Below are 24,025 nucleotides of genomic sequence, written 5' to 3'. Positions count from 1 at the left end.
ACGCTAGAGCTCACAGGAATCACCCAGCTAAGGTCCAGACAGTTCCCAGTCGATTGCCGGACTATGAAGCAATGAGTGGTGTGCCTGCGGAGACCACGCCCGAGGCTCGGGTGCTGGTGGTGGACGACGAGCCGATGATCGTGGAACTCCTATCGGTGAGTCTGCGCTATCAGGGCTTCGCCGTGGATACCGCCGTCGATGGAGCCCAGGCATTGGACAAGGCGCGCAGCTTCCGGCCGCAGGCGCTGATCGTCGATGTGATGATGCCGGGGATGGACGGCTTCGGACTGCTGCGGCGCCTGCGCGCCGACGGCATCGACGCGCCGGTGCTGTTCCTCACCGCACGCGATGACGTACAAGACAAGGTGGCCGGACTCACCCTCGGCGCCGACGACTACATCACCAAACCGTTCAGCCTCGAGGAAGTGGTGGCCCGGCTGCGAGTCGTGCTGCGCCGCTTCGGTCATACCGCCCCGCAGCGCGAGAGTTCGCGAATTCGGTTCGAGGACATCGAATTGGACGACGACACCCATGAGGTGTGGAAGGCGGGCGAGCCGGTTGCGTTGTCCCCCACCGAATTCACCCTGCTGCGGTACTTCATGGTCAACGCCGGCACGGTGCTGAGCAAGCCGCGCATCCTGGATCATGTGTGGCGCTATGACTTCGGCGGTGAGGTGGGTGTGGTCGAGACCTATGTGTCGTATCTGCGCAAGAAGGTCGACACCGGGGATCAGCGATTGATCCACACCCTGCGTGGCGTCGGCTACGTAATGCGCGCGCCCAATCGCCGCCCGTCCGAGAAATGATCACCGCCAGCATCAATCGGACCCGTCGCAAGCTGGCACGCGCATCATCGGCGGTACCGCTGCGGGTGACCCTGGTGCTCGCACTGGTACTGCTGTCCGCACTCGGACTATTGGCCTCCGGCATGGTGGTCACCTCCGCATTGGAGAACTCACTGCTGCATCGCACCGATCAGCAGCTTCGCGAGGCGGTCATGGTGTGGTCGCGGCCACGACCGCCGAGCCCGGCGAATCCGCCGCATCCGTCCAGCACCTTCTATGTGCGCATCGAACCGACTCCGGGTGGCAACGGCACCGCCTACCTCGAGACCAGACCGTTCAATGTGGAGGCCGATCCGGAATTGCCGCGCCTGCCCGATGTGCGGCCGACCACGGACCCGCCGGGGAGCCGAGTCCTCACCAAACCGATGACCGTCGGCTCCAAGAACGGCGCGACGGTCAAATGGCGGACCATGACGGCCGTATCGGCCGATACGACGACAACGGTCGCCATGCCGCTCACCGAGAACATCGACACCGTCAACCGATTGATCATGTTGCAGTTGGTCGTCGGCGGCGCGGTACTCGCCGCGCTGGCGGTGCTCGCCTACTTCGTGATCCGCCGCAGTCTGCGCCCGCTGCGCGCGGTCGAGAAGACCGCCGCCGCCATTGCCGCCGGTGATCTGCATCGCCGAGTTCCGGTGCGCGGCACCAATACCGAGGTGGACCGGCTGTCCCAATCGCTCAATGGCATGCTGGCACAGATCCAGCGGGCCTTTGCCGCGACCGAAGCCTCCGAGGCGGCGGCGCGGCATTCCGAATCGAAGATGCGCCGCTTCGTCGCCGACGCCAGCCACGAACTGCGCACTCCGCTCACCACCATTCGCGGCTTCGCCGAACTGTATCGCCAAGGCGCCACCGCGGATCCGGCGATGTTCATGGACCGGATCGAGCGCGAGTCGCAGCGGATGGGCATACTCGTCGAGGACCTGCTGATATTGGCGCGCCTGGATGCGCAACGCCCGCTGGAACAGGACCCTGTCGACCTTCTCGCAGTTGCCAGCGATGCCGTGCACAGCGCCCGTGCGGTCGCGGCAGCAACCTCGCAGGAAGGCCCGCCGCGCCGCATCGAGCTCGAAATCAACTCCGGCGAGGGCACATTGGAAGTCATTGGCGATGACGCGCGGCTGCGCCAAGTGCTGGCGAATCTGCTCAACAATGCCCTCATCCATACACCGCAGGACGCCTCGGTCACGGTGCGGCTGACACCCGCCGCGGACGAGATCCTGATCGAGGTCGCCGACACCGGCCAAGGCCTGCCCGCCGACGAGGCCGAACGCATCTTCGAACGCTTCTACCGCACCGACACCTCCCGCGCCCGCGCCAGCGGCGGCAGCGGCCTCGGCCTATCGATAGTGCAGGCCCTGGTTACCGCGCACGGCGGCTCGGTCACCGCCGCCAGCACTCCTGGAACAGGTACTACTTTTACCGTGCGCATTCCGCGCTCGACGCGGTGAGCGGCGTCGCGCGTCCCCGACGCGGCGGATGGCATCAAAAGATCGCGAGACTGCACGGCGGCAAGGTGAAGCACCGGGGAAGCCGAACCGCTCCGCACCGTGCGACTGCTCCGAGAATGAGAGCACGACTGGCACTTTCGGACCGGCGCTCTCGCCCGAGATCACGCAACCGCAAGTCGATCGCCACGTCATCAGATATGTGAAACGCGCTGTTTCCGACCGCGGCCGACCGTGCCCTGCTCATGGCATCGTGGACTGCTACCGGTGCACCGACCACAGTTCGGTGCACCGGCTCGGATCGGCGTGACCAAGCCAGCCTGCACCGCCCGCCCCGCGAAAGCCGACCTCGCGAAACCAGCTGAGCGCGAATCAAATAGGTGTGACCGCCGAGACGAGCCAGTGCCCGCCATCCTTGTCCAGGCTCACCTTCACCCGGCTGGTGCTGATATTGGCCTGCGGCGCATCCTTGCTCGTAGTCACCTGATTCAGGTACAGCAGCACCACCGCGTGCGCGGATTCGGCGGAGACGACGCCGCTGGCCTGGGTGGTGGCCTGGACGTTGAGTTCCTTCTCCTTGGCGCCCGGTGCGATGGCCTCCCTGATCAGCTTCAGGTAGTCGTCGCGAAAGCTGCCGGTGAGATTGTCTGCCGCCTTGGGCAATTCGGCGTCCACCGTCTTGAAGTTGTAGGTGAACATCGCCTCGACGGTGCGCTGGGCGGCGGGCACCACCTGAGTGCGCGCCTGTTCGCTCTTGCGATCGTTCCAGTACTTGTATCCAGTGACCCCGCAGATCGCCGCCAACGCGACAATGACGAGAGCGACGGCCGACGCAACAACGACTCGCCTGCGCCCACCCGTCACCTGACCGCCATCCCGCACCGAATCGCTGCTCGATGCCGCGTTCATGCCACGAACTCCACCTGTGAGGCGGTGATCCCGTTATCGCCACGGGTGACGGTGACCCGGAATCGGTAGTACCGCGTCTGCGAATCCGCCATGCCCGCATTGGTCAGCGATTGCTTGGCGGCGACCAGCACGCGCGCCGAATCCCCGTCCTCGCTCTCGATGGCGGATTCGATGATCTCGCCGGTGGCCTTCACCTTGGCCTGTTCGACCACGCTCGCGTAGGCGTCCTTGCGCTGCGCGTATTCGGCCTTGAGTTCGCCGGAGGCCACCGAGAGGACGCGATCGATATCGGCCTTGGCGGTGTCGTCCTTGATGGTGGTGAGATTGAGGATCGCCTGCTTGGCGGTTTGCGTATAGTCCGCGCGCCGCGCATCGCGCTCGGAGGCGCTGTGCAGCTGGTAGGTGAACAATCCGGTGGACACGACCAGCGCGATCGCGATGAGCGCAGCCGCGGCGGCCCCGGCGACCAGCAACCACCGCGGCGGGCCGGACTTCGGCTCGGCCTCGACGGCCTCGGCCACGCTGGGAATCTCGAGTGTGTTCACGGTTTCGGAATCCGCGGCCTCGCTCGCGCTTTCCGCGGCCTCGGGCGCACTGTCGGCGACCGGCGCGGCCTTGTCGGCCTTGGCCGTCACCTCGACCGCGGCCGCCTTGGACAGCTCGACCCGCTCGGGGGCGTCCGCGCCGTCTTCGGCCTCGAGTTCGAGGGTGTCATCCGGCGGCGGGCCCGCCGAACGCACCGCACGTCGCCGGATCCGACTCCTGCCCACACTGGATTCACTCATGGCTGCACCTCGCTACGCTCGGCTCCGCCATGAGCGAAGCACGCTGTGTCGATGATTCGCTCGCTGCGCTCACTCATTGTTGCTGCTCCTGAAGCATCGCCTGCCAACTCGACGGTATCGTGCCGGATCCGTCCTTTCCGATATCCCCCTGACGGTACGTGCGTCCGTCCGGTCCCATGAACGTCCCGCTGCCGGGATCCAATGTCGTACTGTGCGCCGCCGGGTGGGTCGAGCCCTGGTCACCGATCGGGTCGCCGGACGGCGTCACCGGCTGCGGCGGGCCGAACGGCGGGTTATTGCCTTCCGGCACATAGCCGATCGGGTCGCGGCAGAGCTCCGGTGTCGGCGCCCGCTTGCCCGGCACCTCCATACACGGCGTATTGCGGATGCCGCGCACCGCTTCCTTGGCGTTCTGCGCCACCTTGCAGTACAGGCCGGGCGGGGTGTCCGGGGCGTCGAGCTGCGCCGGTGACCGGCGCTGCTCCGGTGTCAAGAAGCCGGTGGTACAGCCGGGCGGATCGTTGAGTTCCAGGTGGAAGTCGACGACCGCGCCGTATTCGACCGGTCCGCGGATGACGGTCAAAAAGGCGGCGGTCAGCGGCGGATAGACCACCAGGATCTGTTCCAGACCGGCGTGGTAGGTCACCCCGACCTGACCGATGCTGACCAGGTTCGACAGCAGGATCGGCAGCGTCGGCCGCAGATCCTGGAACAGCGAACTCACCTGTTGCGCCGCACCGGGAGTCTTCTCGATGACATTGCGCAGCGACGGATCATGGGCGCGCAGTTGGTCGGTGACCGTTGCCAGGTCACGGGTCCAGGACCGGATGGCGGCATCGGACTGGTTCTGCGTGTCCAGCAGCGGGCCGATCTTCTCCAGCAGATCCTTGGTCGGCTCCACATTGGCCTGCGCCTCCTGCACCAGCAGCGATGCGGAGTCGATGAACTTCTGCAGATCCGGTCCGGCACCGTTGAACGCCTTGAACGCATCATCGATCACTTGGCGCAGCTTGGTGTCGGCGATGCTGGCCAACAGGCGGTCGGAGCGGTCGAGCACCGAACCGATGTCCTCCGGCAGCCTGGTGCGATCCACCGGGACCACCGAGCCGTTGGACAGGTTGCCGCCCTTGGGATTCGGGACCGGAACCAGATCGACGTACTGTTCGCCGATGGCCGAGACGCTGCGCACCCACGCGTCGACGTCAGCGGGAATCTTGTAATCGCTATCGATGGACAGCTTCGCGTCCACGCCCTGCGGGGTGAGCCGAACCTCTTCCACCTTGCCGACATTCGTGCCGCGGTAGGCGACATTGGCCGTCGGATACAGCCCGCCGGTGGCAAGCAGCTTGACCGTCACCTCATAGCGGCCGATGCCGAACATGGCGGGCAGCCCCACATAGACGCCGCCCATCACCACCAGGCCGATCACCGTCAGCACCGAGAAGATGGTCAACTGGATCCGGACGAAGCGCGTCAGTTTCATCGGCCCGCACCTGCCTGTCCGGCGGGCGGAACGGTGAGACCGGGAATCGCGGGCAGCCCCGGAATCGGCGGCAGCCCGGGGATACTCGGCGTCGGCGCCGGGGTCGCGGGCGATGGCTGCAGCGGCGCCGTCGCCGGATCGCTATTGCCCTCCGCGGTACCGGCCAGCCCACCGAGTGCGCCCTCGACGCCACCGAACCGACCGCCCAGCGGGGTACCGGTCAGGAAGTTCGAATCCAGCCGCTTACCCGTGAGATCAACGGTCATGAGCAGGTTCATGTAATCGCCCTTGACCGCGTTGTCGAGATTCTTCATCGGGAACGGGAAGGTGAATATCAACTTCATGACCTCGACGAGGCTGTTCCCGGTGCTGGCCAGGGTCTCCAGCACCGGTGCCAGATTCCGCAGATTCGCCTTCAGATCGTCCCCGCCCTGGGACAGGATCCGCTGCACCACATCGCTCAGATCACCAAGGGCGGTAATGGTATTCGTGATGTTCTGGCGGCGGTCGGCGAGCACGGTCAGCGCCGGGTGGATCTGCTCGATGGCCGCGGCCACCCGATCCTTCTGCTGGGCCAGCGTGCCCGCGAACCGGTCGAGTCCGCCCATCGCGTCGATGATGTCCTTGGTCTGGGTGTCCAGCGTGGTGGTCAGCTGGGTCAGCTGCGGCAGCAGGTCCCGGATCGCATCCTGACGGCCGGTGAACGCGGCATTGAGTTCATGGGTGATGGTTTCGAGCTGGCTGATACCGCCGCCGTTGAGCACCACCGACAGCGAGGACAGTGTCTGCTCGGTGGTCGGATAGACGCCGGCCCGCTCCAGTGGGATCACCGCGCCGGCCTTCAGTTCACCCTGCGGGGGTACATCTTTCGGCACGGCGAGTTCGAGGTGATTGCTGCCCAGCAGGCTGGTCTGCCCGATCTTGGCGGTCGAGTTGGCCGGCAGCTTCACATCGTGGTTCAGGGTGACGGTGACCAGCGCGTGCCAGCCCTCCACCTCGATCTTCTGCACCGTGCCGACCGTCACGTCATTGACGCGGACCGGCGAATTACGGGTCAGCGTGGTGACATTGGGCATCTGGATCTTGACCTCATAGGCGTTCGGATCATTTCCGGCCGCACCCGGCATGGGCAGCGAGTTGAGTCCGTCCCACTGACAGCCACTGACTCCCAGCGCGACGGCAAGGCCGATCGCCGCACCGGCCAGCCGCATCCCTCGGCGTCGCATCATCGCCCTCCTCCCGGAATGGCCAGTCCGGCGATACCGTTCGGCACGGTGACCGGATTCGACTCCGCGACCGGGTCGGCACTGGGCCCGTTCGCGGCCAGACTCGGCGGACTGTAGACCAGCTGGTGCGGGAACGCGGTCTGGTTGGAGACCGGATTGGCCAGCAGCGGCGGGTAATTCATCATGAGCTGCTGGATCACCGGTGCGAGGTACTGCCTGCACAGTGCGGCGCTCTGGTCGGATCCATTGGCCTCGTTCGCCTCGACCGCGCCGCAGAGGAAGGCGAACGGATTGGCGAAGTTCGGCGCGACGACCGCGCCGGTGAGACTGCCCTGCGCCGGATCGTAGATCTGATAGAAGTTCACCAGAGCCGATGGCCCGGCATGCAATACCTGCTCGAGCTGGGGCCGCTTATCCGCGAGGTTCTGGGTGACCTCGGACAAGCGCTGCACGCCCTCGGTCAGCGCGCCGCCGCGTTCGTCGATGAACCGCTTGACATCACCGACGGCGATATCCAGATTGTCCAGCCCGGCACCGAGATCGCCGGAAACATTCGCGAGCACCGACGATACCGAGGCCAGCCGCCCGCCGAATTGCACGATCTGATCATTGCTCTTCGACAGCACATCCACGAACTGCTGGAGATTGCGGATGGTGCCGAACAGATCGGTGCGCCCGTCCGACAACGTACTCAGGGTGTGCGACAGCTCGCGCAGGGTATCGCGCAGCGCCTGCGCGTTGCCATTGCCGAGATTGTCGGCGGCGGTGTTCACGAACCGCCCGAACGAGCCCTGCTTGTCATCCCCGACCGGACCGAGCGTCGTTGCCAGCTTGGATAATTCGGTCTTGATGTCATCCCATTCGACCGGAACGGCGGTGTGCTCGATCGGAATCACGCCGCCGTCACCCAACTTCGGCCCACCGGTGTAGGCGGGCGCCAACTGGATGAACCGCGCCGCCACCAGCGACGGCGAAATAATGACCGCCCTGGCATCCACGGGAATCTTGATACCGCGGTCCAGCGTCATCTCGACCCGAACCTTGTCCTTGCCCGGATCGATCGAGTCGATCCGGCCGACCTTGACCCCGAGCACGCGCACGTCGTCACCGGCGTACAAACCGTTCGTGGACGGGAAATACGCGGTGACCGAGGTCTTTCCGATCCGCGACACCAGGGTCCATCCCCCGACGACGACCAGCGCGGCGATGACGACGAGGGCGAGCACCCGCGCCCACCGCGGCGCGGTACGAATGGTGCGTAGGGCGTTCATCGCGGTGGCTCCTGAATCGCGGGCTCGATCGACGGCGGCGCGGGGTCGGTGAGGTAGGCGCGCAAGGAGTCCGGCAGATGCTGCGGCCACACCAGCGCGTCGACCAGCATTTGCAGACTCCGCGTGCTCGCGTTGGAGACATACGCCTGGAAGTACGGACCGCTGCCGACCTGTTCGCCCAGCGCGGCCGCGAACGGGCCGAGTCCGTCGAGGGCCTTGGAGAGGTTGTCCTTATTCGACTGCAGCAGTGCCAGCACCGAATTCAGCCGGTCCAGTGTGGGTTTCAGCTGCGCCTCGTTATCGTTGACGAATCCGCTCAGCTGTTGGGCCAGCCCGTTCACATACACGATCAACTGGCTGAGCGCGCCGCGCCGCCGGTCCAGTTCACCGAGCAGTGCATTGCCGTCGACCAGTAGCGCATCGATCTGATTGCTGCGATCGGCCAGCACCTTGGTGACATTCTGGGCCCGGCCGAGCAGATCGGTCAGCGCCTTGTCCCGGGCGTTCAGGCTGCGCGAGAGCTGGGTGACGCCATCGAGGGCCGACCGCAGTGGGGCCGGGGTATCGGCGAAGGTCGCCGACAGCGCGTCGAGGGTCTTGTTGACCTGATCCATATCCAGGCCCTTGACGGTATTCGACAGATCGCCGAGCGCGTCGGTGAGCGAATAGGGCGAGGTGGTGCGGTCCAGCGGAATCGTGTCGTCCGGCCGGGTCGAACCGCTGCCCGACGGCGTCACCTCGAGCGACTTGCGGCCGAGCACTGTATTCGTCTTGATGGCGGCGCTCGTTTTATTACCCAGCACGATCGATTCGTCCAGGGTGAACCGGACGTAGACCTTCGCACCGTCCAACCGCACCTGCTCGACCCGTCCGGAGCGCACCCCGGCGACCTGTACATGGTCACCTGGCACCAGCCCGCCCGCATCGGCGAAATACGCGGTGTAGGTCGCGCCGGAGCGGATGAACGGCAACCGGTCGACTTGCAGGGCCGACAGCGAGATCGCGGTAGCGAGGACAATGCCGATGATGCCGAGGGAGACGGCGCGTGATCGGGTTTCTTTCATCGGCTCTTCGCACACCTTCCCGTTGTCTGCAAACCGGGCAGGGTGATGTGCATCGGCTTGCCGTCGGGACCGTCGACCAGGAAGTTCGTGCCGCAGATGTACATGTTCAGGAACGATCCATACGCACCGATCCGGACCAGCTTCTTATAGGTATCTGGCAGCCGATCGAGCACCCACTGGATGTTGTCGGATCCGTCGTCGAGGGTGGCGGCGAGGATGCCGGCCTGCTCGAAGGTGGTCTTCAGATCCGGTCGTGCCTGTTGCAGCAGATCGGTCAGATCCCCCGTCGCGCCCGCGATCCGCGGCAGCGCCGCGCCGATCGGATCCTTATCGGCGGCCAAACCACTGACCAGGCGCTGCAATTCGTCGAGTGTGGTGCCGAACTGCTGATCGCGCTCATCGATCGTGGTGAGCACGGTCTTCAGATTCTCGATCACACTGCCGATCAACGCATCTCGGTCGGCCAGGGTCTTACCGAACGATCCCGAGCTGTTCAGCAGCGCGACCAGCGTGCCGCCCTGCCCTTGGAAGACCTGCAGCAGCGCCTCGGTCAGATCGTTCACCTGGGCCGGATCCAGTCCGCGCAGCAGCGGCCGGAAGCCGCCGAGCAGCATATCGAGATCGAGCGCGGGCGAGGTGCGATCGAGTCCGATGGTGCCGCCCTTCGACATCACCTTGGCGGTACCCGGCCCCTCCAGCAGTTCGAGATACCGGTCACCGACCAGGTTTTCGTAGCGGATGGTCGCCTTGGTGCTGGTGTAGAGCCGGTACTTGCTGTCCACGTCGAAATCGACATGCGCGAGATTGTCCTTGCCGACGTGCACGCCGGTCACCGAACCGACCGGCACACCGGCGATGCGCACCTTGGCGCCGTCCAGCATGCCGGACGAGCTGGTGAACACCGCGTGATAGCCACTCTCCCTGGCGAAGCGCATCTGGCTGAACACCACCACCAGCCCGGCCAGGACCAGCGCCATCACCACGGTGAAGATGGTCAGCTTGATGGTTGTCGCGCGCTTACTGTTCACGGCTGCCCCACCCCCGGCAGTCCGGCGAACAGGATCTGGAACACCTTGGGACCATTCAGATGTGTCGTCGTCGACGGCGTCCAGACATGGCCCTCGGAGGTATCGGTGACCACGAAGTTCGCGTGGCTGTCGGGCACCCGGTCGACGACGCCGTCGCAGTGCGGCCCGCCTGTGGCGTTGACCTTCGGCAGATCCTGCGGGTACTGGTAGGCATCGGCACCGGGCATGAAACTCGCATTCAGCGGCACCGCGTCGAACCGCCCGCCGAAGATGTCCTCACCGATCGGGAGCACATTGGCCAGGCCGACGACCAGGCAGTACAGCGCGGGCTTGTAGTCGTTGAGCAGCTGGGTGGTCGGACGCAGCAGATCCAGCGCCGTCACCAGTGGGTGTTCGTTCTCGCGCAGGACCGAGCCGGTGGTGTCGGCCAGTCCGATCAGATTGGCCAGCATCGCATCGACGTTCTCCTGCTCCTCGACGATCGTCCTGGCCGTCACGGTCGCGTTATCGGTGGTGCGCAGCAGATCCGGCACGGTGTCGGCGTACAGGTTGGTCACGCCGGTCGAGGCGACCAGATCCCGTTGCAGCGCGGGCAGACTCGGGTTGATATCGCGCAGGTAGGCATCGCTGCGGGCGAGCAGATCACCGAGCTTCTCGCCGCGCCCCTGCAGCGCGGTGCCCAACGCCGACAGGGTGGCATTGAGCTTTTCCGGCTCGATCTTCTGCAGCACATCGGTCAAATGCTGGAACAGCGTATTGAATTCGACGGTCACCGACTGGGCCGTCACGGTCGCACCGGGCTTCAGCGAGGCGGACGAGGCTTGTTCCGGCACAATGAAATTGATGTATTTGGCGCCGAATACGGTGGTGGACTTGATATCCACGGCCGCATTGGACGGAACCATTTTCAGCAGTTCGGGATCCATTGCCAGCGTGAGCCTGGCGCCATCGCCGGTCTGCTTAATTTCCGAGACCCGGCCGATCTCCACCCCGCGAATCTTCACCTTGGCGTCGGGGTCGAGCACCAGACCGCTGCGCGGTGCGACGACCGTGACGGTCACCGTCTTGGTGAACCCGCCGAAGAACATGACCATCGCGACGGACACGATCGCGACCAGCGCGAGCACCATGCCGAGCCCGGCCAGCTTCAGCCCTAGCCCGCCGCGCAGTACCGCGCCGAGGCCGCTTCCCGATTGCTTCGTTGCCATACCGCTCTACCCGGAGAGATGGAAGTTGCCGGAGGTGCCGTAAATGGCCAGCGAGATCAGCAGCGTCACCGTGACCACCGCGACCAATGAGGCCCGCACCGCATTGCCGACCGCGATCCCCACACCGACCGGTCCGCCCGCGGCGTTGTAGCCGTAGTAGGTGTGGATCATCATGACCGCCAAGGCCATGAGGATCGCCTGGGCGAAGGACCAGAGGATGTCGCTGGGGATCAGGAAGGTGGAGAAGTAGTGGTCGTAGACGCCCGCGGACTGCCCGTAGATCACCACGGTGGCAAAGCGACTCGCGATGAACGAGCAGATGACCGCCAGCGCGTACAGCGGCACGATCGCGATCATGCCCGCGAGCACCCTGGTGCCGACCAGATACGGCACCGGCCGAATTGCCATGGACTCCAGCGCGTCGATCTCCTCGGCCACCCGCATGGCGCCGAGCTGCGCGGTCGAGCCCGCGCCGATCGTTGCGGCCAAACCGATTCCGGAGATCACCGGCGCCGCGATGCGCACATTGATGAATGCCGAGAAGAAGCCCGTCAGCGCCTCGACGCCGATATTGCCGAGCGAACTGTAACCCTGCACCGCGATGGTGCCGCCGGTGAACAGCGTGAGAAATCCGACGATGACAACCGTGCCACCGATCACGGCCAAAGCGCCTGTGCCCATACTGATTTCGGCGATCAATCGAATCGTCTCGGTCCGATAGTGCAGCAGGGCGCGCGGGATGGATCCGATCGTCTGCGCATAGAACACCGCATGTTTACCCACCGAATCGAGTGAGTCCGAAAAACGACGCACTCGCCGCACGGTACGCGGGAACCGGGACTGGATTACGAATGCCATCGCCTCACCGCGCCGCGAACTTGATGCCGACGGCGGTGACCACGACGTTCACCACGAACAGGGCCATAAAGGCGAAGACAACGGTCTGATTCACCGCATCACCGACACTCTTGGGACCACCTTTGACATTCAGGCCGAGATAACAGGCCACCAGTCCGGCGATCAGCCCGAACAAACCTGCCTTCACTTCGGAGATGACCAGCTCGGGCAGATGGGTGAGCAGGGTGATGCCATTGACGAACGCGCCGGGATTCACATCCTGCAGGAACACCGAGAAGACGAAGCCGCCGACAATGCCGATGGTGGACACCAGGCTGTTCAGCAACAGTGCCACGAACATCGAGGCCAGCACCCGCGGCACGACCAGCCGGTGGATCGGATCGATGCCGAGCACGCGCATCGCATCGATCTCCTCGCGGATGGTTCTGGCACCGAGATCCGCGCAGATCGCGGTGGCGCCAGCGCCAGCGACGATCAATACCGTGACAATCGGCCCGACCTGGGTGACCGTACCGAATGCCGCACCGGCACCGCTGAGATCGGCGGCGCCGATCTCGCGCAGCAGGATGTTGAGCGTGAAGCTCACCAACACGGTGAACGGAATCGCGACCAGCACTGTCGGAATGATCGAAACGCGTGCGATGAACCAGGCCTGATCAATGAACTCGCGCCCTTGGAATGGTCGTCGAATGCTGGCTCGTGCAACGTCGGCAACAAGTTCGAAAAAACCACCAACAGCACGCAATGGCACGGCAAGGACCTCGTTCATGCGCGATCCTCCTTGCTCATCCTGCTAGCACACCGCACGATGCCCCTCCTCGGCCGCATCGCCGCAACGATTAGAACACGTTCACATTGCCGTAGGAAGCTTTTCGCCACTTTTAAACAGCTCTTTTTGCTTGTTTCGGCCTATGAATTTGCAACCTGTATCAATTCAGGATGACCTAACCCTTGTGAGGCGGGGCACACCTTGACTCCCATGTCTACCAACTGCCGAAGTGATGATCAACAGCTGGTCAGCCGCTCGATGGCAGCTGCCATCACTGAGTAACCCGACTATTGCAAGCTACCCGCAAGCAGTTGCTAGCGGTCGAGATCGATCAGCGAAGATGCAGAAAACGTACGCCCGGCGGGGCGCTCAGCGAAGTAACCGCCGAGCGTGGCGGCAAGATCGGTGGAAGTCCACTGGTCACCGGCCGCATCGAAGCGCTGCTCGACCACCGGTGCGGCCATCAGCGCGACCATCGGCCCGTAGACCACGAACAGCTGCCCGTTGACCGCGTCGGCGGCGGGCGAGGCGAGGAAGGCGACCAACCGGGCGACATGTTCCGGCGCGAGCGGATCGATACCGCCCTCCGGTGCGGCGCTGAAGACCGCTTCGGTCATCGCGGTGCGCGCCCGCGGCGCAATGGCATTGGCGCGCACGCCGAAACGGGACAGCCCGCGTGCGGCGGAGAGCGTCAGCGCGGTGATACCGGCCTTGGCGGCGCCATAGTTGGCCTGCCCCTCCGGGCCGAGCAGTCCGGCTTCGGAGGAGGTGTTGATGAGCCTGCCGTAGATCGGCGCACCCGCCGCCTTGGACTTGGCCCGCCAGTAGGCGCCGGCGTTGCGCGACAACAGGAAATGACCGCGCAGATGTACCGCGATCACCGCGTCGAAGTCCTCATCGGACATGTTGAACAGCATCCGGTCGCGGGTGATGCCCGCATTGTTCACCACGATGTCGACGCCGCCGAATGCCTCCTCGGCGGCGCTGATGAGCGCATCGGCGGTCGCGCGCTCGGCAATGCTGCCCGCGACGAACTCCGCCTTGGCCCCGAGTGCCCGGATATCGGCGAGGGTCTCGGCCACCGCATCCGATTCCGACAGATCGTTGACCACCACCGACGCGCCCGCGCCCGCCAGGGCGAGCGCCTCGGCCCGTCCCAGCCCAGCGCCGCCACCGGTAACGATGGCCACCCGGCCCGCAAGACTCACACCGTTGTTGTCTGCATCACTCACGGGGCCGACTCTAGAACGTGTTCCTATTTACGGCAAGCGCCCGTCACTGCAGCCGGAGGGCCGCTTTGGGGCACTGAGCAACCGCGTCGCGGACATCATCGAGCCGATCCTCCGCCACCTCACCGACCAAGATGTGCAGCTGATCGTCATCATCGAGTTCAAAGACGTCGGGAGCGATTCCGACACAAATTCCATTGGCTTCGCACTGGTCCAGATCAACACTGACCTTCATGACAACTCCTTCACTGATGCTCTGATCGAAGCCTAACAACACGATCTGATGTCGTGCGTCGTCATCGACCACATTCGGTCGCAATACTGGAACATGTTTCAGTTCATATGCAATGATCGGTTAACCGACATCGAACGAAGGCTCTGCTATACCCACCCCGCCGACTCCGCAGGCTCCGTCGGCTGACCATCCCCCATCCGCTATACCCACCCCGCCGACTCCGCAGGCTCCGTCGGCTGACCATCCCCCATCCGCTATACCCACCCCGCCGACTCCGCAAGCTCCGTCGGCTCACCATCCCCCAAGAGGTACTGCCATGCGCATTGCGTACACGCCGCAGCAGGAACAGCTCCGTGCGGAGCTGCGCGACTACTTCGCGCGGCTGATCACCCCGGAGCGCCGAGCCGCGCTGAGCGCGACCACCGGCGAGTACGGGCACGGCAACGTCTACCGCGAGGTGGTCCAGGAAATGGGCCGCGACGGCTGGCTCACCCTGGCCTGGCCCAAGGAGTTCGGCGGGCAGGATCGCCCGACCATGGATCAGCTCATCTTCACCGATGAGGCGGCCATCGCGGGCGCGCCGGTGCCCTTCCTGACCATCAATTCGGTGGCGCCGACGATCATGCATTACGGCAGCGAGGAGCAGAAGAAGTTCTTCCTGCCCAAGATCGCCGCGGGCGAGCTGCACTTCTCCATCGGCTATTCCGAGCCGGGCGCGGGCACCGACCTGGCCAGCCTGCGCACCACGGCGGTGCGCGACGGCGACGACTACGTGATCAACGGCCAGAAGATGTGGACCAGCCTGATCGCCTACGCCGACTATGTATGGCTCGCGGTCCGCACCGATCCGACTGCCAAGAAGCACAAGGGCATCAGCATGCTCATCGTGCCGACCACGGCCGAGGGCTTCTCCTGGACCCCGGTGCACACCATGGCCGGACCGGACACCAGCGCCACCTACTACCAGGACGTCCGGGTCCCCGCCAGCTCGCTCGTCGGCCAGGAGAACGGCGGCTGGGCGCTGATCACCAATCAGCTCAATCACGAACGCGTCGCCCTGACCTCCGCCGGACCGCTCACCGTCGCGCTGAACCAGACCACCGAATGGGCCCGCAATACCAAGGCGGGCGATGGTTCCCGGGTGATCGACCAGGAATGGGTGCGGCTGAATCTGGCCAAGGTGCAGGCCAAGGTCGAGTACCTGAAGCTGCTGAACTGGGAGATCGCCAGCCGAGCCGATGCGGGCGGCGATGCCGCGCCGCGGCCATGGGACGCCTCGACCTGCAAGGTCTACGGCACCGAACTGGCCACCGAGGCCTACCGCCTGCTGATGGAAATCCTGGGCCCGCAGGCATATCTGCGCCAGGACTCCCCCGGCGCGGAACTGCGCGGACGGTTGGAGCGGTTCCACCGCGCCGCGCTGATCCTGACCTTCGGCGGCGGCACCAACGAGGTCCAGCGCGACATCATCGCCATGACCGCACTCAAGCAACCCGCCGCGGCACGCTGAGCTGTATTCAATCGCGGTGCTCCCGGGGCCCTACGTGGTCACCCAAGCCACCGCCGCCGGGCCCGTCGCTCGCACCGCAGAAAGCAGGTAGACACCATGGATTTCACACCCACCGAAGCTCAGCTCGACCTGACCCGCCTGACCGCCGAGGTCTGCGCCAAATTGGTCACCGCCGACCGGATCCGCGAACTCGACGCCGAGGGCCGCTTCGATGAGCCGCTGTGGCAGTCCCTCGCCGAGACCGGCGTGCTGGCCGCCGCATTGCCCGAATCGGTGGGCGGCGGCGACTTCGGCGCACTCGAGCAGAGCGCCGTGCTGCGCGAACTCGGCAAGCATGTCGCGGCGGTGCCGTACCTGTGGTCGATCGTGGTCGGCGCGGGCGCGCTCGCCCAATTCGGCTCGGACACCCAGCAGGATTGGGCGCGCCGGGCGGCCGATGGCAGCGTCATCCTCACCGCCGGGCTGGCCGAGGAACACAATTGGGAGCCGACCAAGCCGACCACGGTGGCACACGAGGCCGCTGGCGGCTGGCGGCTCACCGGCGCCAAGACCACGGTGCCCTACGCCGACCGCGCGGCCCGCATTCTGATCCCCGCCACCGTTTCCGGAGCTCCGGCCCTGTTCCTGGTGGATCCCGCCGATGCGACGGTCAAGGTGACCGCCCAGAGCGTGGTGGACTTCAGCGCCGAGTTCGGCGTCGAATTCCACGACACCCCGGCCGAATTGGTCGCGACGGTGGCCTCCGGCGCGGAGATCCTGGACTGGATCCTGACCCGCGCCTGGCTGGGACTGAGCGCTCAGCAATTGGGCACATTGGAACGCGCACTCGAGCTGGTCGCCGAATATGCCCGCGAGCGTGAACAATTCGGCAAGGCCGTCGGCAGCTTCCAAGCCGTCGCCCAGCGCCTCGCCGACGCCTACATCGATGTCCAAGGTCTGCGACTGGCGGTCACCCAGGCCGCCTGGCGGGTCTCCGAGGATCTGGCCAGCGCCGAAGCGGTGCACACCGCCAAATTCTGGGCCGCCGATGCCGGACATCGGGTGGCGCACACCGTGGTCCACGTGCACGGCGGCGTCGGCATCGACCGCGACCACATCGTGCACAACTACTTCACCGCCGCCAAACACAATGAATTCGCCCTCGGCGCGGCCACCGACCACCTGCGCGCCATCGGCGCACTCCTCGCGGAAACCCCTGCCTGACCCAGGATTTGCCGCACCATATCGGCCCGCCGGACCTGCCGCCGGCGGGCCGATCGGTGTGCCGACACACCTGTGCTGAACAGCCCTTTTGCGGTAGTAGTACACAATGTTCGTGGTACTACCGTTGCGGCAAGGGAGGATGCTGTGCGGCTCAACAGCAAGGGCCAGGTGACAATCCCCGCGCAGCCGCGCGCCGAGCACGATCTGCGTACAGGCGACGACATCGAAGTCATCGAGGTCGATAACCCCCTTCGGATCGCGCGCACCAAAGGCGCCCCCGCTCGTGGGCAACGACTCGTTCGGCGACTGCGCGGAACCGCCGACAGCCGAGATATCGAGGGCATGAGCACCGACGAGATCATGGATCTGCTCCGTGGGTGAGTTGTCCAACTCCTGTCAACGGACCGGTCATACTGCTCGATTCGCATCGCCGTAACAGCGGCGACAAGCGCTCGCCGATGCCCGACTTCTACATTGGCGTCGATGCCGCAGTCGCCGGATATCGACTGCTGACACGTGATGCTGCTCGGTTTTCCGACCGTAGAACTGATCGCACCCACGCCCTGAACCCGCCCGCAGCCCACGGCCGAACAGAAGCCGTTAGATTGCCTTGTCCCGCTGTAGGTCTCGTCTTCGCAGCACTTCGATGTCCACGGTCCCCCGATCGACACCGCAGACCCTGCCGTGGGCTGGGAGCCGGAATGACGAACGCCTCCGCTGGTGGGCAGAGGCGTTCGGTATCGGTCAGCGGTTGGCGAGTTCGGCCAGTTGGTAGGCGAGCTTGGTGCGGACGGCGGGGATACTGGTCAGGATCGATATCGCGGTGTTGCGGGCCAGGCGGGCGGGCAGTGGGCGCAGGGTGGCCATCTTGGTCATGCGGTCGGTGAAGGCGACGACGCCGAGAGCTACTGGGCGGCGGGTGGTTTCGTAGGTGTCCAGTACGGTGTCGGGCTCGCCGTTGACGACTCGGGCGAGCAAGGGGCCGAGGAAGGCCGCGTCCTGGATGCCGGTGTTCATGCCCTGTCCGCCTGCGGGGCTGTGCACGTGGGCGGCGTCGCCTGCGAGCAGCACCCGGCCCGCGCGGTAGCGGTCGGCCACCCGGTGGTGCACCCGGAAGCGCGAGCTCCACTGCACCTCGCGGACCTGCACGGCGCCGCCGGGGCCGCGAGTGTCCAGGATGGTTCGGATGTCCTCGACGGTCGGGTGTTCGGGGGCCTCGGCGACGGTGGCGACAACCCGGTAGCGGTTGGGCTCGGTGTCGTCGGGCAGTGGCGCAACCACCGTTACGCCCTCGGGTGAAAGGTGCAGCGTCACTTCGTTGCGCGCGATCGGCCAGTCCATCCGGACGTCGGCGAGTACGAAGGATTCCGGATAGGTCGCACCGGTGAAGCCGATGCCCGCCTGCTCACGGACGACGCTGTGCATACCGTCCGCACCGACCACATAGTCCGCGCGAATGCGGCCGCGTGCACCGGTGCCATCGGTGTATTCGACTGTGACGCCACCGTTTTCGTCGACGATGCGAGTGATCTCGTAGGGCCGGTACACCTCGCCGCCCGCCTTGCGCAGCCGCTCGAGCAAGACCGCCTCGGTGGTGTCCTGCGGAGCCATCAGCGTGTACGGGTACTCGGTGGGCAGTCCGTCGAACCGCACGGTGGCCAGGGTGCGGCCACCGTCGCGCACCGTGAAGGTCGACACCACCATGCCGCGGGAGATGAGTTCATCGGCGATGCCGAGCCCCTCGAGCACCTCCAGCGTTCTGGCGTGCACGACGGCGGCGCGGGAGGTGTTGGCGCCCTCGGCGAGCCGGTCCAGCAGGACGAAGTCGATTCCGGCGTCGGCGAGGGTGATCGCGGTGGTCAATCCGGCCGGACCGGCCCCAACGATGACTACGGAAGTTGTCTCCGGCAGCGGGGTGGTGTTCATCGGAACTCCTAAGTCAACATCTGTAGGCCAACGCTTGTTGGCATAACTGTAGCCCCGATCGGCTAGGAACGTCAACAGTTGTTGGCCTACACTTGTTGGCATGAGTATCGACACTGATCAACCGCCTGCGCGCCGCTCGGACGCGACCCGCGCGGCCATTCTGGAAGCCGCCCGCGCCCGCTTCGCCGCCGAGGGGTTCCGCAAGGCGACCATCCGGGCCATCGCCGCCGACGCCGCCATCGATCCATCGATGGTGATGCGCTATTTCGGCAGCAAGGACGGACTGTTCGCCGCGGCCGTCGATGTGCGCCTCGAGCTGCCGGATCTGGCGTCGGCCGAGCCGAGCAGCCTCGGCGAGTTGCTGGTTCGCCGATTCCTGGCGATCTGGGAGGACCAGCCCGATAACAAGGTGCTGGTGATTCTGCTGCGCTCGTCGATCACCGATGAGACCGTGAGCGAACGCTTTCGGGAGATCTTCACCGAACAGGTGCTCCCCGCAGTGCTGCGCTTCGGCGATCCGGCCGATGCGCAGCGCCGCGGGGGATTGATCGTCACCCAGATGCTCGGGCTCGCACTGTGCCGTTACGTGCTCGAGCTGCCGCCGGTGGTCGGCCTGACCCGCGACCAGATCATCGCGGACATCGCACCGACCCTCCAGCGTTACCTGACTTCCGCACCCAGCTAGACGTGCGCGCCGCCATCGACGTGAATCGTTGTGCCCGTGATGAATTCACCGTCATCGGAGGCAACCATGGCGACCACGCCCGCGACCATCTCGGGTGCACCGAGCAGCGGGCCGATGGCCGGAGCCATCTTGCTTTCACCGATCCGCGGGCGCGGCTGGTGATCACCGAAAGTCAGATCCCAACTCTGGCCCGGAGCACCGAATCATCGGAGAAGTCCACCTGACGCTCGGCATTCGACAGCGCGGTCACCACACAGGTGCCGAAGGACCCGGATCGATCGAATAATGTCGCACTGCCGACGGCGATTCCGTCCGCGCTGATGTGATTGTCGGCCTCCACGCCGATCTCCAGTCCGACGGGCGTGCGCGCCAGTGCCAGCGTCATATCGGTATTGATGAATCCGATCCCGGCACTGCCCCAGTTCGTCATCAGGCTGGTCGATTCACCGATCACCACGGCGCCGACGAATCCCGACGGGGTCTCCTCCTCCACTACCCGCATCGGCACCTGCCACATACGCTTTCGACTGTCGTTCTGATGCTCGCCCATGCTCGACGACCAGCCATCGGCATGTGCGTCGCTGCCCCACAGCGGTACGGTCGGGCCAGTCGCGACCGGTACCGAGGGCGGCTCCGGATCGCGGGCACGGGTCCACAGGCTGCCCGGCGGCTGCTGGGATCGCTTCAGAAATATCGCTGTCGCCCTGGCCATATCCTCGCCGTCCTGCATCAGCGCGGCATCGGCAACCAGGATCCGCCGACCCTCGCGGACCAGTTCGGTCACCACGGTCACCGACTTATTGAGCGTCGGACGGAACAGGTCGACGGTCAGCCGCGCCGGTGTGAACCCTTCCGAACAGTGCTGCCGCTCCAGCGCCCTGGCCATGAGACCGCAGATGGCGGGACCGTTGAGCATCTTCGGCGACCAGGCGCTGGCCGCGAACGGCAACGGCGCGAAGCCATTCGCGGTGGCCTCGAAAAATCCATAGCGCATTGCCAATTCGTTCTCCTATTCCATGCCAGCGCGAACGGCTCCGTCACAAATGATGCCACCACGCCCCGCCCCAACGACCCGCGCACGAACGACCGCGAACGACTCAGGGCTGCCGCGCTTTTCGCGGCAGCCCTGCCGGTCTCAGGTCGTACCCGTCGTCTTACTTGCCGCTCGCCTCGGCGTGCTCGTCGGCCGGGCGCTCCTCGGTCTGCGCCTTGGCCCAGCGGTAATCCGGCTTGCCCGCCGGATTGCGCTTGATCTGGTCCACGAACCACAGGCTGCGCGGCAGCTTGTAGGGCGCGATCTCCTGGGTGAGCACCGGGCGCAGTTCCTCCAGGGTGGGCCGCTTATCGCCGCGACACTGCACGACCGCGACCACCCGCTGCCCCCACCGCTCGTCGGGGATACCGACCACCAGTGCGTCGAAGACCTCCGGGTGGATCTTGAGCGCGCCCTCGACCTCCTCCGGGTAGATCTTCTCGCCACCGCTGTTGATGCTGACCGAACCACGGCCGAGCATGGTGACGGTGCCGTCCTCCTCGACCCGGGCGTAGTCGCCCGGAATGGAGTAGCGAATTCCGTTGAACTCCTTGAACGTTGCCTTGGTCTTGGCCTCGTCCTTGTAGTAGCCGACCGGAATGTGGCCGCTGCGCGCGATGAATCCGACCTGCCCGGAGCCCGGCACCACCGGATTGCCGTCGTCGTCGAGTACCTGGGTGGCGGCGTCGATCTTCACCCGCGGACCACCGGTGTGGTTGGCGCCCTTGGCGACAACGGACAGACCACCGAAACCGGTTTCGGAGGAACCGATGGAATCGGTGATCATCCGGTTCGGCAGCAGTTCCAGGAACTTGTCCTTGAGCGTCGGCGAGAACAGCGCGGCACTGCTGGCCATCAGGTACAGACTCGAAAGGTCGTACGGCGCACCGGTTTCCGGATTGCCCTCGAGCAGGGCGTCGACCATCGGCCGGGCCATGGCGTCACCGGTGATGAAGATGAGATTGATCTTGTGCCGGTCGATGTGCTGCCACACCCCGTGCCCGGTGAACTCCGGGATCATCACGGCCTTGCCGCCGTCGAACAGGCTGTGGAAGGTCGCCGTCTGTGAGCCACCGTGGATCATCGGCGGAATCGGGAACCGGACCATCTGCGGATTGCCCGCGCCGGTCTTGGCCTGGTGCCATTCGTCCTCGACGTATTCGCCGGTGAGGAAGTTGATGCCACCGCCGAGTACGCGCCACCAATCCTCGTGCCGCCACATCACCCCCTTGGGCAGGCCGGTGGTGCCGCCGGTGTAGAGCATGAAGATATCGTCCGCGGAGCGCTCACCGAAGTTCCGCTCGCCCGAGGACTGCGCCAACACCGCCTCGTATTCCACTGAATCCGCTGCGGTAGGGATGGTGCCGGTCGTATCGTCGTCCACGACGATGACCGTCTTCAACAGGGGCGTTTTCGGGCGAACTCCGGTCACCCGGTCGCTGTAGCGGCGCTCGTGGATCAGCGCGACCATATCCGAATTGTCGAAAATATACTGCAACTCGTTCTCGACATATCGGAAGTTCACGTTGATCATCACGGCGCGGGCCTTGAAGACCGCGACCATGGCCTCGACGGCCTCGATCGTGTTCCGCGAATAGATGCCCACCTTGTCGCCCGGTTGGACACCCTGTTGCAGCAGGTAGTTGGCGAGTTTATTAGCTCGCTCCTCCAGCTGCGCGTAAGTCACCTCGCGGCCGTCGTCGGCCAGCGCGACGCGGTCGGGCATCAGATCGATGGCGTGTTCGACTAGGTCCGCTATGTTGTAGCTCACAAAGCTAAAAATAGAACGTGTTACTGTTTCTGACAAGGCTGAATTTGCCCACCCCGGCCGGCTTCGCCGGCCTGCCATCCCCCTGGAGTGTCAGGAGATCGAGTAATGCCAGATTGCCTCGTCGAGAAGCGCGATCACGTCCTCATCGTCACCATGAATCGCCCCGAGGCCCGCAACGCACTGTCGGCCGAGATGATGGCGATCATGCGCGACGCCTGGGACCAGGTGGACAATGATCCCGATATCCGCGTCGCGATCCTGACCGGCGCAGGCGGCGCGTTCTGCGCCGGCATGGACCTCAAGGCGATGTCCGCTCGGCACCCCGGCGACGCCTCGACCGCGGGTAGTTTTGATCCGACCAAATTGGAGGCGCTGCTCAAGGGCCGCCGGCTCACCAAACCGCTGATCGCGGCGGTGGAGGGTCCGGCCATTGCCGGTGGCACCGAGATCCTGCAGGGCACCGATATCCGCGTGGCCGGGGAGAGCGCGAAATTCGGTGTGTCCGAGGCGCGTTGGGGCCTGTTCCCGCTCGGCGGCTCGGCCGTTCGGCTGGTCCGCCAGATTCCCTACACCGTCGCCGCCGACATTCTGCTGACCGGCAGGCATGTGACCGCCGCCGAGGCCAAGGAGATCGGGCTGATCGGGCATGTGGTCCCGGACGGCACCGCATTGGACAAGGCCCTGGAACTCGCCGCGCAGATCGCGGCGAACGGACCCGTTGCGGTGCAGGCGATTCTGCGCACTATTCGGGAGACCGAGGCCATGCCGGAGGAGGACGCCTTCCAGATCGAGGCCAAACTCGGCATGGCGGTATTCCGGACCGCCGATGCCAAGGAGGGCCCCAAGGCCTTCGCCGAAAAGCGCAAGCCCACCTTCACCGGCAGCTGAATTACGTTCTTGCCGAGGCGATCCGAATGGTGGCACCCGGGCCACCATTCGACCGGCCGCGGCGGGATCAATTGCCGGGATAGTCCATCCAGAAGGGCTCCCACTGGTGGCCGTCGGGGTCGATGAAGGTGCGGCCGAACATGCCGACCTGGGCCTCCTCGGCGCGGCGATCCTCGTGCAGCTCCTCGGTGGCGCCAGCGGCCAGCGCGGCCTCGGTGAGGATGTCCACCTCGCGCGCGCTCGCCAGCGATAGCGCGAACGCGCCGCCGACGGTAGCGACGGTATCGGCGATCGGGCGCGTGGCGAAGGTCGTGAAGAAGTCCCTGCTGAGCAGCATGGCGCAGATATTGTCGTCGATGACGATGCAGGCGGCGTTCTCATCGGTGAAGTCCTGGTTCACCTTCCAGCCGATGGCCTCGTAGAAATTCTTGGACCGGCCCAGGTCTGCGACGGGGAGATTGATGAAGATCATCTTGCTGGGCATGGGTGGTCCTAACGTCGTCTTCGGCGGTTTATATGTACAGACGGAACGACCGCGGCGAACTCATCGCGGCGGCGCCCGCGGACCCGGGCCCAAGCCGACGTTCCCGCCGTGATGATCTTGAATCCGCAGGTAGCGGGCCTTCAGGTCTCGAATGTGTCGGTGGG

23 protein-coding genes and 1 pseudogene are annotated in these 24,025 nt (G+C 65.3%); 7 read left to right on the top strand and 17 right to left on the bottom strand.

Features of this window, described 5'->3' with window-relative positions:
- Positions 1-71: 71 nt before the first annotated feature.
- Complete coding sequence (locus tag ABZ293_RS17660; RefSeq protein ID WP_354959639.1) at positions 72-806, top strand: response regulator transcription factor; 735 nt, start codon at positions 72-74, stop codon at positions 804-806.
- Positions 803-2,299, top strand: coding sequence for a HAMP domain-containing sensor histidine kinase (locus ABZ293_RS17655; protein WP_355181746.1), 1,497 nt, complete (start codon positions 803-805; stop codon positions 2,297-2,299). Before ABZ293_RS17660 ends, ABZ293_RS17655 begins: the two co-directional genes overlap by 4 nt.
- Positions 2,300-2,668: 369 nt before the next feature.
- Here ABZ293_RS17655 and ABZ293_RS17650 read toward each other — a convergent pair whose 3' ends face one another.
- The 12 genes from ABZ293_RS17650 to ABZ293_RS17595 all read right to left on the bottom strand — a co-directional run bounded on the left by ABZ293_RS17650 (position 2,669) and on the right by ABZ293_RS17595 (position 14,361).
- Complete coding sequence (locus ABZ293_RS17650; RefSeq protein ID WP_355181744.1) at positions 2,669-3,205, bottom strand: h domain protein; 537 nt, start codon at positions 3,203-3,205, stop codon at positions 2,669-2,671.
- Positions 3,202-3,990, bottom strand: a complete 789-nt coding sequence (locus tag ABZ293_RS17645) for a hypothetical protein (RefSeq protein WP_355181742.1) — start codon at positions 3,988-3,990, stop codon at positions 3,202-3,204. The genes ABZ293_RS17650 and ABZ293_RS17645 overlap by 4 nt, the downstream gene beginning before the upstream one ends.
- Before the next feature lie 73 nt (positions 3,991-4,063).
- The gene (locus ABZ293_RS17640; protein WP_355181740.1) at positions 4,064-5,473 is read right to left on the bottom strand and encodes an MlaD family protein; all 1,410 of its coding nucleotides are present in this window, start codon (positions 5,471-5,473) and stop codon (positions 4,064-4,066) included.
- Complete coding sequence (locus ABZ293_RS17635; protein ID WP_355181922.1) at positions 5,470-6,699, bottom strand: MCE family protein; 1,230 nt, start codon at positions 6,697-6,699, stop codon at positions 5,470-5,472. Before ABZ293_RS17635 ends, ABZ293_RS17640 begins: the two co-directional genes overlap by 4 nt.
- Entirely contained in the window at positions 6,699-7,970 is a 1,272-nt protein-coding gene (locus ABZ293_RS17630; protein WP_355181738.1) for an MCE family protein, read from the bottom strand. Before ABZ293_RS17630 ends, ABZ293_RS17635 begins: the two co-directional genes overlap by 1 nt.
- Positions 7,967-9,034, bottom strand: coding sequence for an MCE family protein (locus ABZ293_RS17625; protein ID WP_355181736.1), 1,068 nt, complete (start codon positions 9,032-9,034; stop codon positions 7,967-7,969). Before ABZ293_RS17625 ends, ABZ293_RS17630 begins: the two co-directional genes overlap by 4 nt.
- On the bottom strand, positions 9,031-10,062 hold the full coding sequence (locus ABZ293_RS17620; RefSeq protein WP_355181734.1) for an MCE family protein: 1,032 nt from the start codon (positions 10,060-10,062) through the stop codon (positions 9,031-9,033). Before ABZ293_RS17620 ends, ABZ293_RS17625 begins: the two co-directional genes overlap by 4 nt.
- Positions 10,059-11,270: an MCE family protein gene (locus ABZ293_RS17615; RefSeq protein WP_355181732.1), complete on the bottom strand. Its 1,212-nt coding sequence runs from the start codon at positions 11,268-11,270 to the stop codon at positions 10,059-10,061. The genes ABZ293_RS17620 and ABZ293_RS17615 overlap by 4 nt, the downstream gene beginning before the upstream one ends.
- 6 nt (positions 11,271-11,276) lie before the next feature.
- Entirely contained in the window at positions 11,277-12,128 is an 852-nt protein-coding gene (locus tag ABZ293_RS17610) for an ABC transporter permease (protein WP_355181730.1), read from the bottom strand.
- 4 nt (positions 12,129-12,132) lie between these two features.
- A complete protein-coding gene (locus tag ABZ293_RS17605) occupies positions 12,133-12,897 on the bottom strand; it encodes an ABC transporter permease (protein ID WP_355181728.1) in 765 nt (254 codons plus the stop codon).
- 314 nt (positions 12,898-13,211) lie between these two features.
- Positions 13,212-14,129, bottom strand: a complete 918-nt coding sequence (locus ABZ293_RS17600; RefSeq protein ID WP_355181726.1) for a 3-oxoacyl-ACP reductase — start codon at positions 14,127-14,129, stop codon at positions 13,212-13,214.
- Positions 14,130-14,172: 43 nt separating this feature from the next.
- Entirely contained in the window at positions 14,173-14,361 is a 189-nt protein-coding gene (locus ABZ293_RS17595; RefSeq protein WP_354959653.1) for a ferredoxin, read from the bottom strand.
- A 316-nt stretch (positions 14,362-14,677) separates the two neighbouring features.
- On the opposite strand from ABZ293_RS17595, the gene ABZ293_RS17590 reads away from it, so the two are divergent.
- The 3 genes from ABZ293_RS17590 to ABZ293_RS17580 all read left to right on the top strand — a co-directional run bounded on the left by ABZ293_RS17590 (position 14,678) and on the right by ABZ293_RS17580 (position 17,455).
- Entirely contained in the window at positions 14,678-15,871 is a 1,194-nt protein-coding gene (locus ABZ293_RS17590; RefSeq protein WP_355181724.1) for an acyl-CoA dehydrogenase family protein, read from the top strand.
- 96 nt (positions 15,872-15,967) lie between these two features.
- The gene (locus ABZ293_RS17585; protein WP_355181722.1) at positions 15,968-17,074 is read left to right on the top strand and encodes an acyl-CoA dehydrogenase family protein; all 1,107 of its coding nucleotides are present in this window, start codon (positions 15,968-15,970) and stop codon (positions 17,072-17,074) included.
- A 144-nt stretch (positions 17,075-17,218) separates the two neighbouring features.
- Complete coding sequence (locus tag ABZ293_RS17580; RefSeq protein ID WP_355181720.1) at positions 17,219-17,455, top strand: AbrB/MazE/SpoVT family DNA-binding domain-containing protein; 237 nt, start codon at positions 17,219-17,221, stop codon at positions 17,453-17,455.
- 363 nt (positions 17,456-17,818) lie between these two features.
- On the opposite strand, the gene ABZ293_RS17575 is transcribed toward ABZ293_RS17580, so the two are convergent.
- A complete protein-coding gene (locus ABZ293_RS17575) occupies positions 17,819-19,000 on the bottom strand; it encodes an FAD-dependent monooxygenase (protein ID WP_355181718.1) in 1,182 nt (393 codons plus the stop codon).
- Between the two features lie 100 nt (positions 19,001-19,100).
- Between ABZ293_RS17575 and ABZ293_RS17570 the strand changes: the two genes are divergently transcribed.
- Positions 19,101-19,685, top strand: a complete 585-nt coding sequence (locus ABZ293_RS17570) for a TetR family transcriptional regulator (protein WP_355181716.1) — start codon at positions 19,101-19,103, stop codon at positions 19,683-19,685.
- On the opposite strand, the pseudogene ABZ293_RS17565 reads toward ABZ293_RS17570, so the two are convergent.
- The 3 genes and pseudogenes from ABZ293_RS17565 to ABZ293_RS17555 form a co-directional block, all read right to left on the bottom strand.
- Positions 19,682-19,789 (bottom strand): annotated as a pseudogene (locus ABZ293_RS17565) (SDR family oxidoreductase); the annotation flags it as partial. The gene ABZ293_RS17570 and the pseudogene ABZ293_RS17565 overlap by 4 nt on opposite strands.
- A 68-nt stretch (positions 19,790-19,857) precedes the next feature.
- Positions 19,858-20,679, bottom strand: a complete 822-nt coding sequence (locus ABZ293_RS17560; RefSeq protein WP_355181920.1) for an acyl-CoA thioesterase domain-containing protein — start codon at positions 20,677-20,679, stop codon at positions 19,858-19,860.
- A gap of 160 nt (positions 20,680-20,839) precedes the next feature.
- Positions 20,840-22,489 carry an acyl-CoA synthetase gene (locus ABZ293_RS17555; RefSeq protein ID WP_355181714.1) on the bottom strand — a complete coding sequence of 550 codons (1,650 nt, stop codon included), beginning with the start codon at positions 22,487-22,489 and terminating at the stop codon, positions 20,840-20,842.
- A 105-nt stretch (positions 22,490-22,594) separates the two neighbouring features.
- Between ABZ293_RS17555 and ABZ293_RS17550 the strand changes: the two genes are divergently transcribed.
- A complete protein-coding gene (locus ABZ293_RS17550; protein WP_354954398.1) occupies positions 22,595-23,377 on the top strand; it encodes a crotonase/enoyl-CoA hydratase family protein in 783 nt (260 codons plus the stop codon).
- Between the two features lie 67 nt (positions 23,378-23,444).
- Here ABZ293_RS17550 and ABZ293_RS17545 read toward each other — a convergent pair whose 3' ends face one another.
- On the bottom strand, positions 23,445-23,861 hold the full coding sequence (locus tag ABZ293_RS17545; RefSeq protein ID WP_355181712.1) for a VOC family protein: 417 nt from the start codon (positions 23,859-23,861) through the stop codon (positions 23,445-23,447).
- Positions 23,862-24,025 lie beyond the last annotated feature (164 nt).

It is taken from the genome of Nocardia sp. NPDC005998 (assembly GCF_040614395.1).
Lineage (GTDB): Bacteria > Actinomycetota > Actinomycetes > Mycobacteriales > Mycobacteriaceae > Nocardia.
The sequence above is the reverse complement of the archived record's forward strand: the minus strand, read 5'-3'. Positions and strand labels throughout refer to the sequence as shown.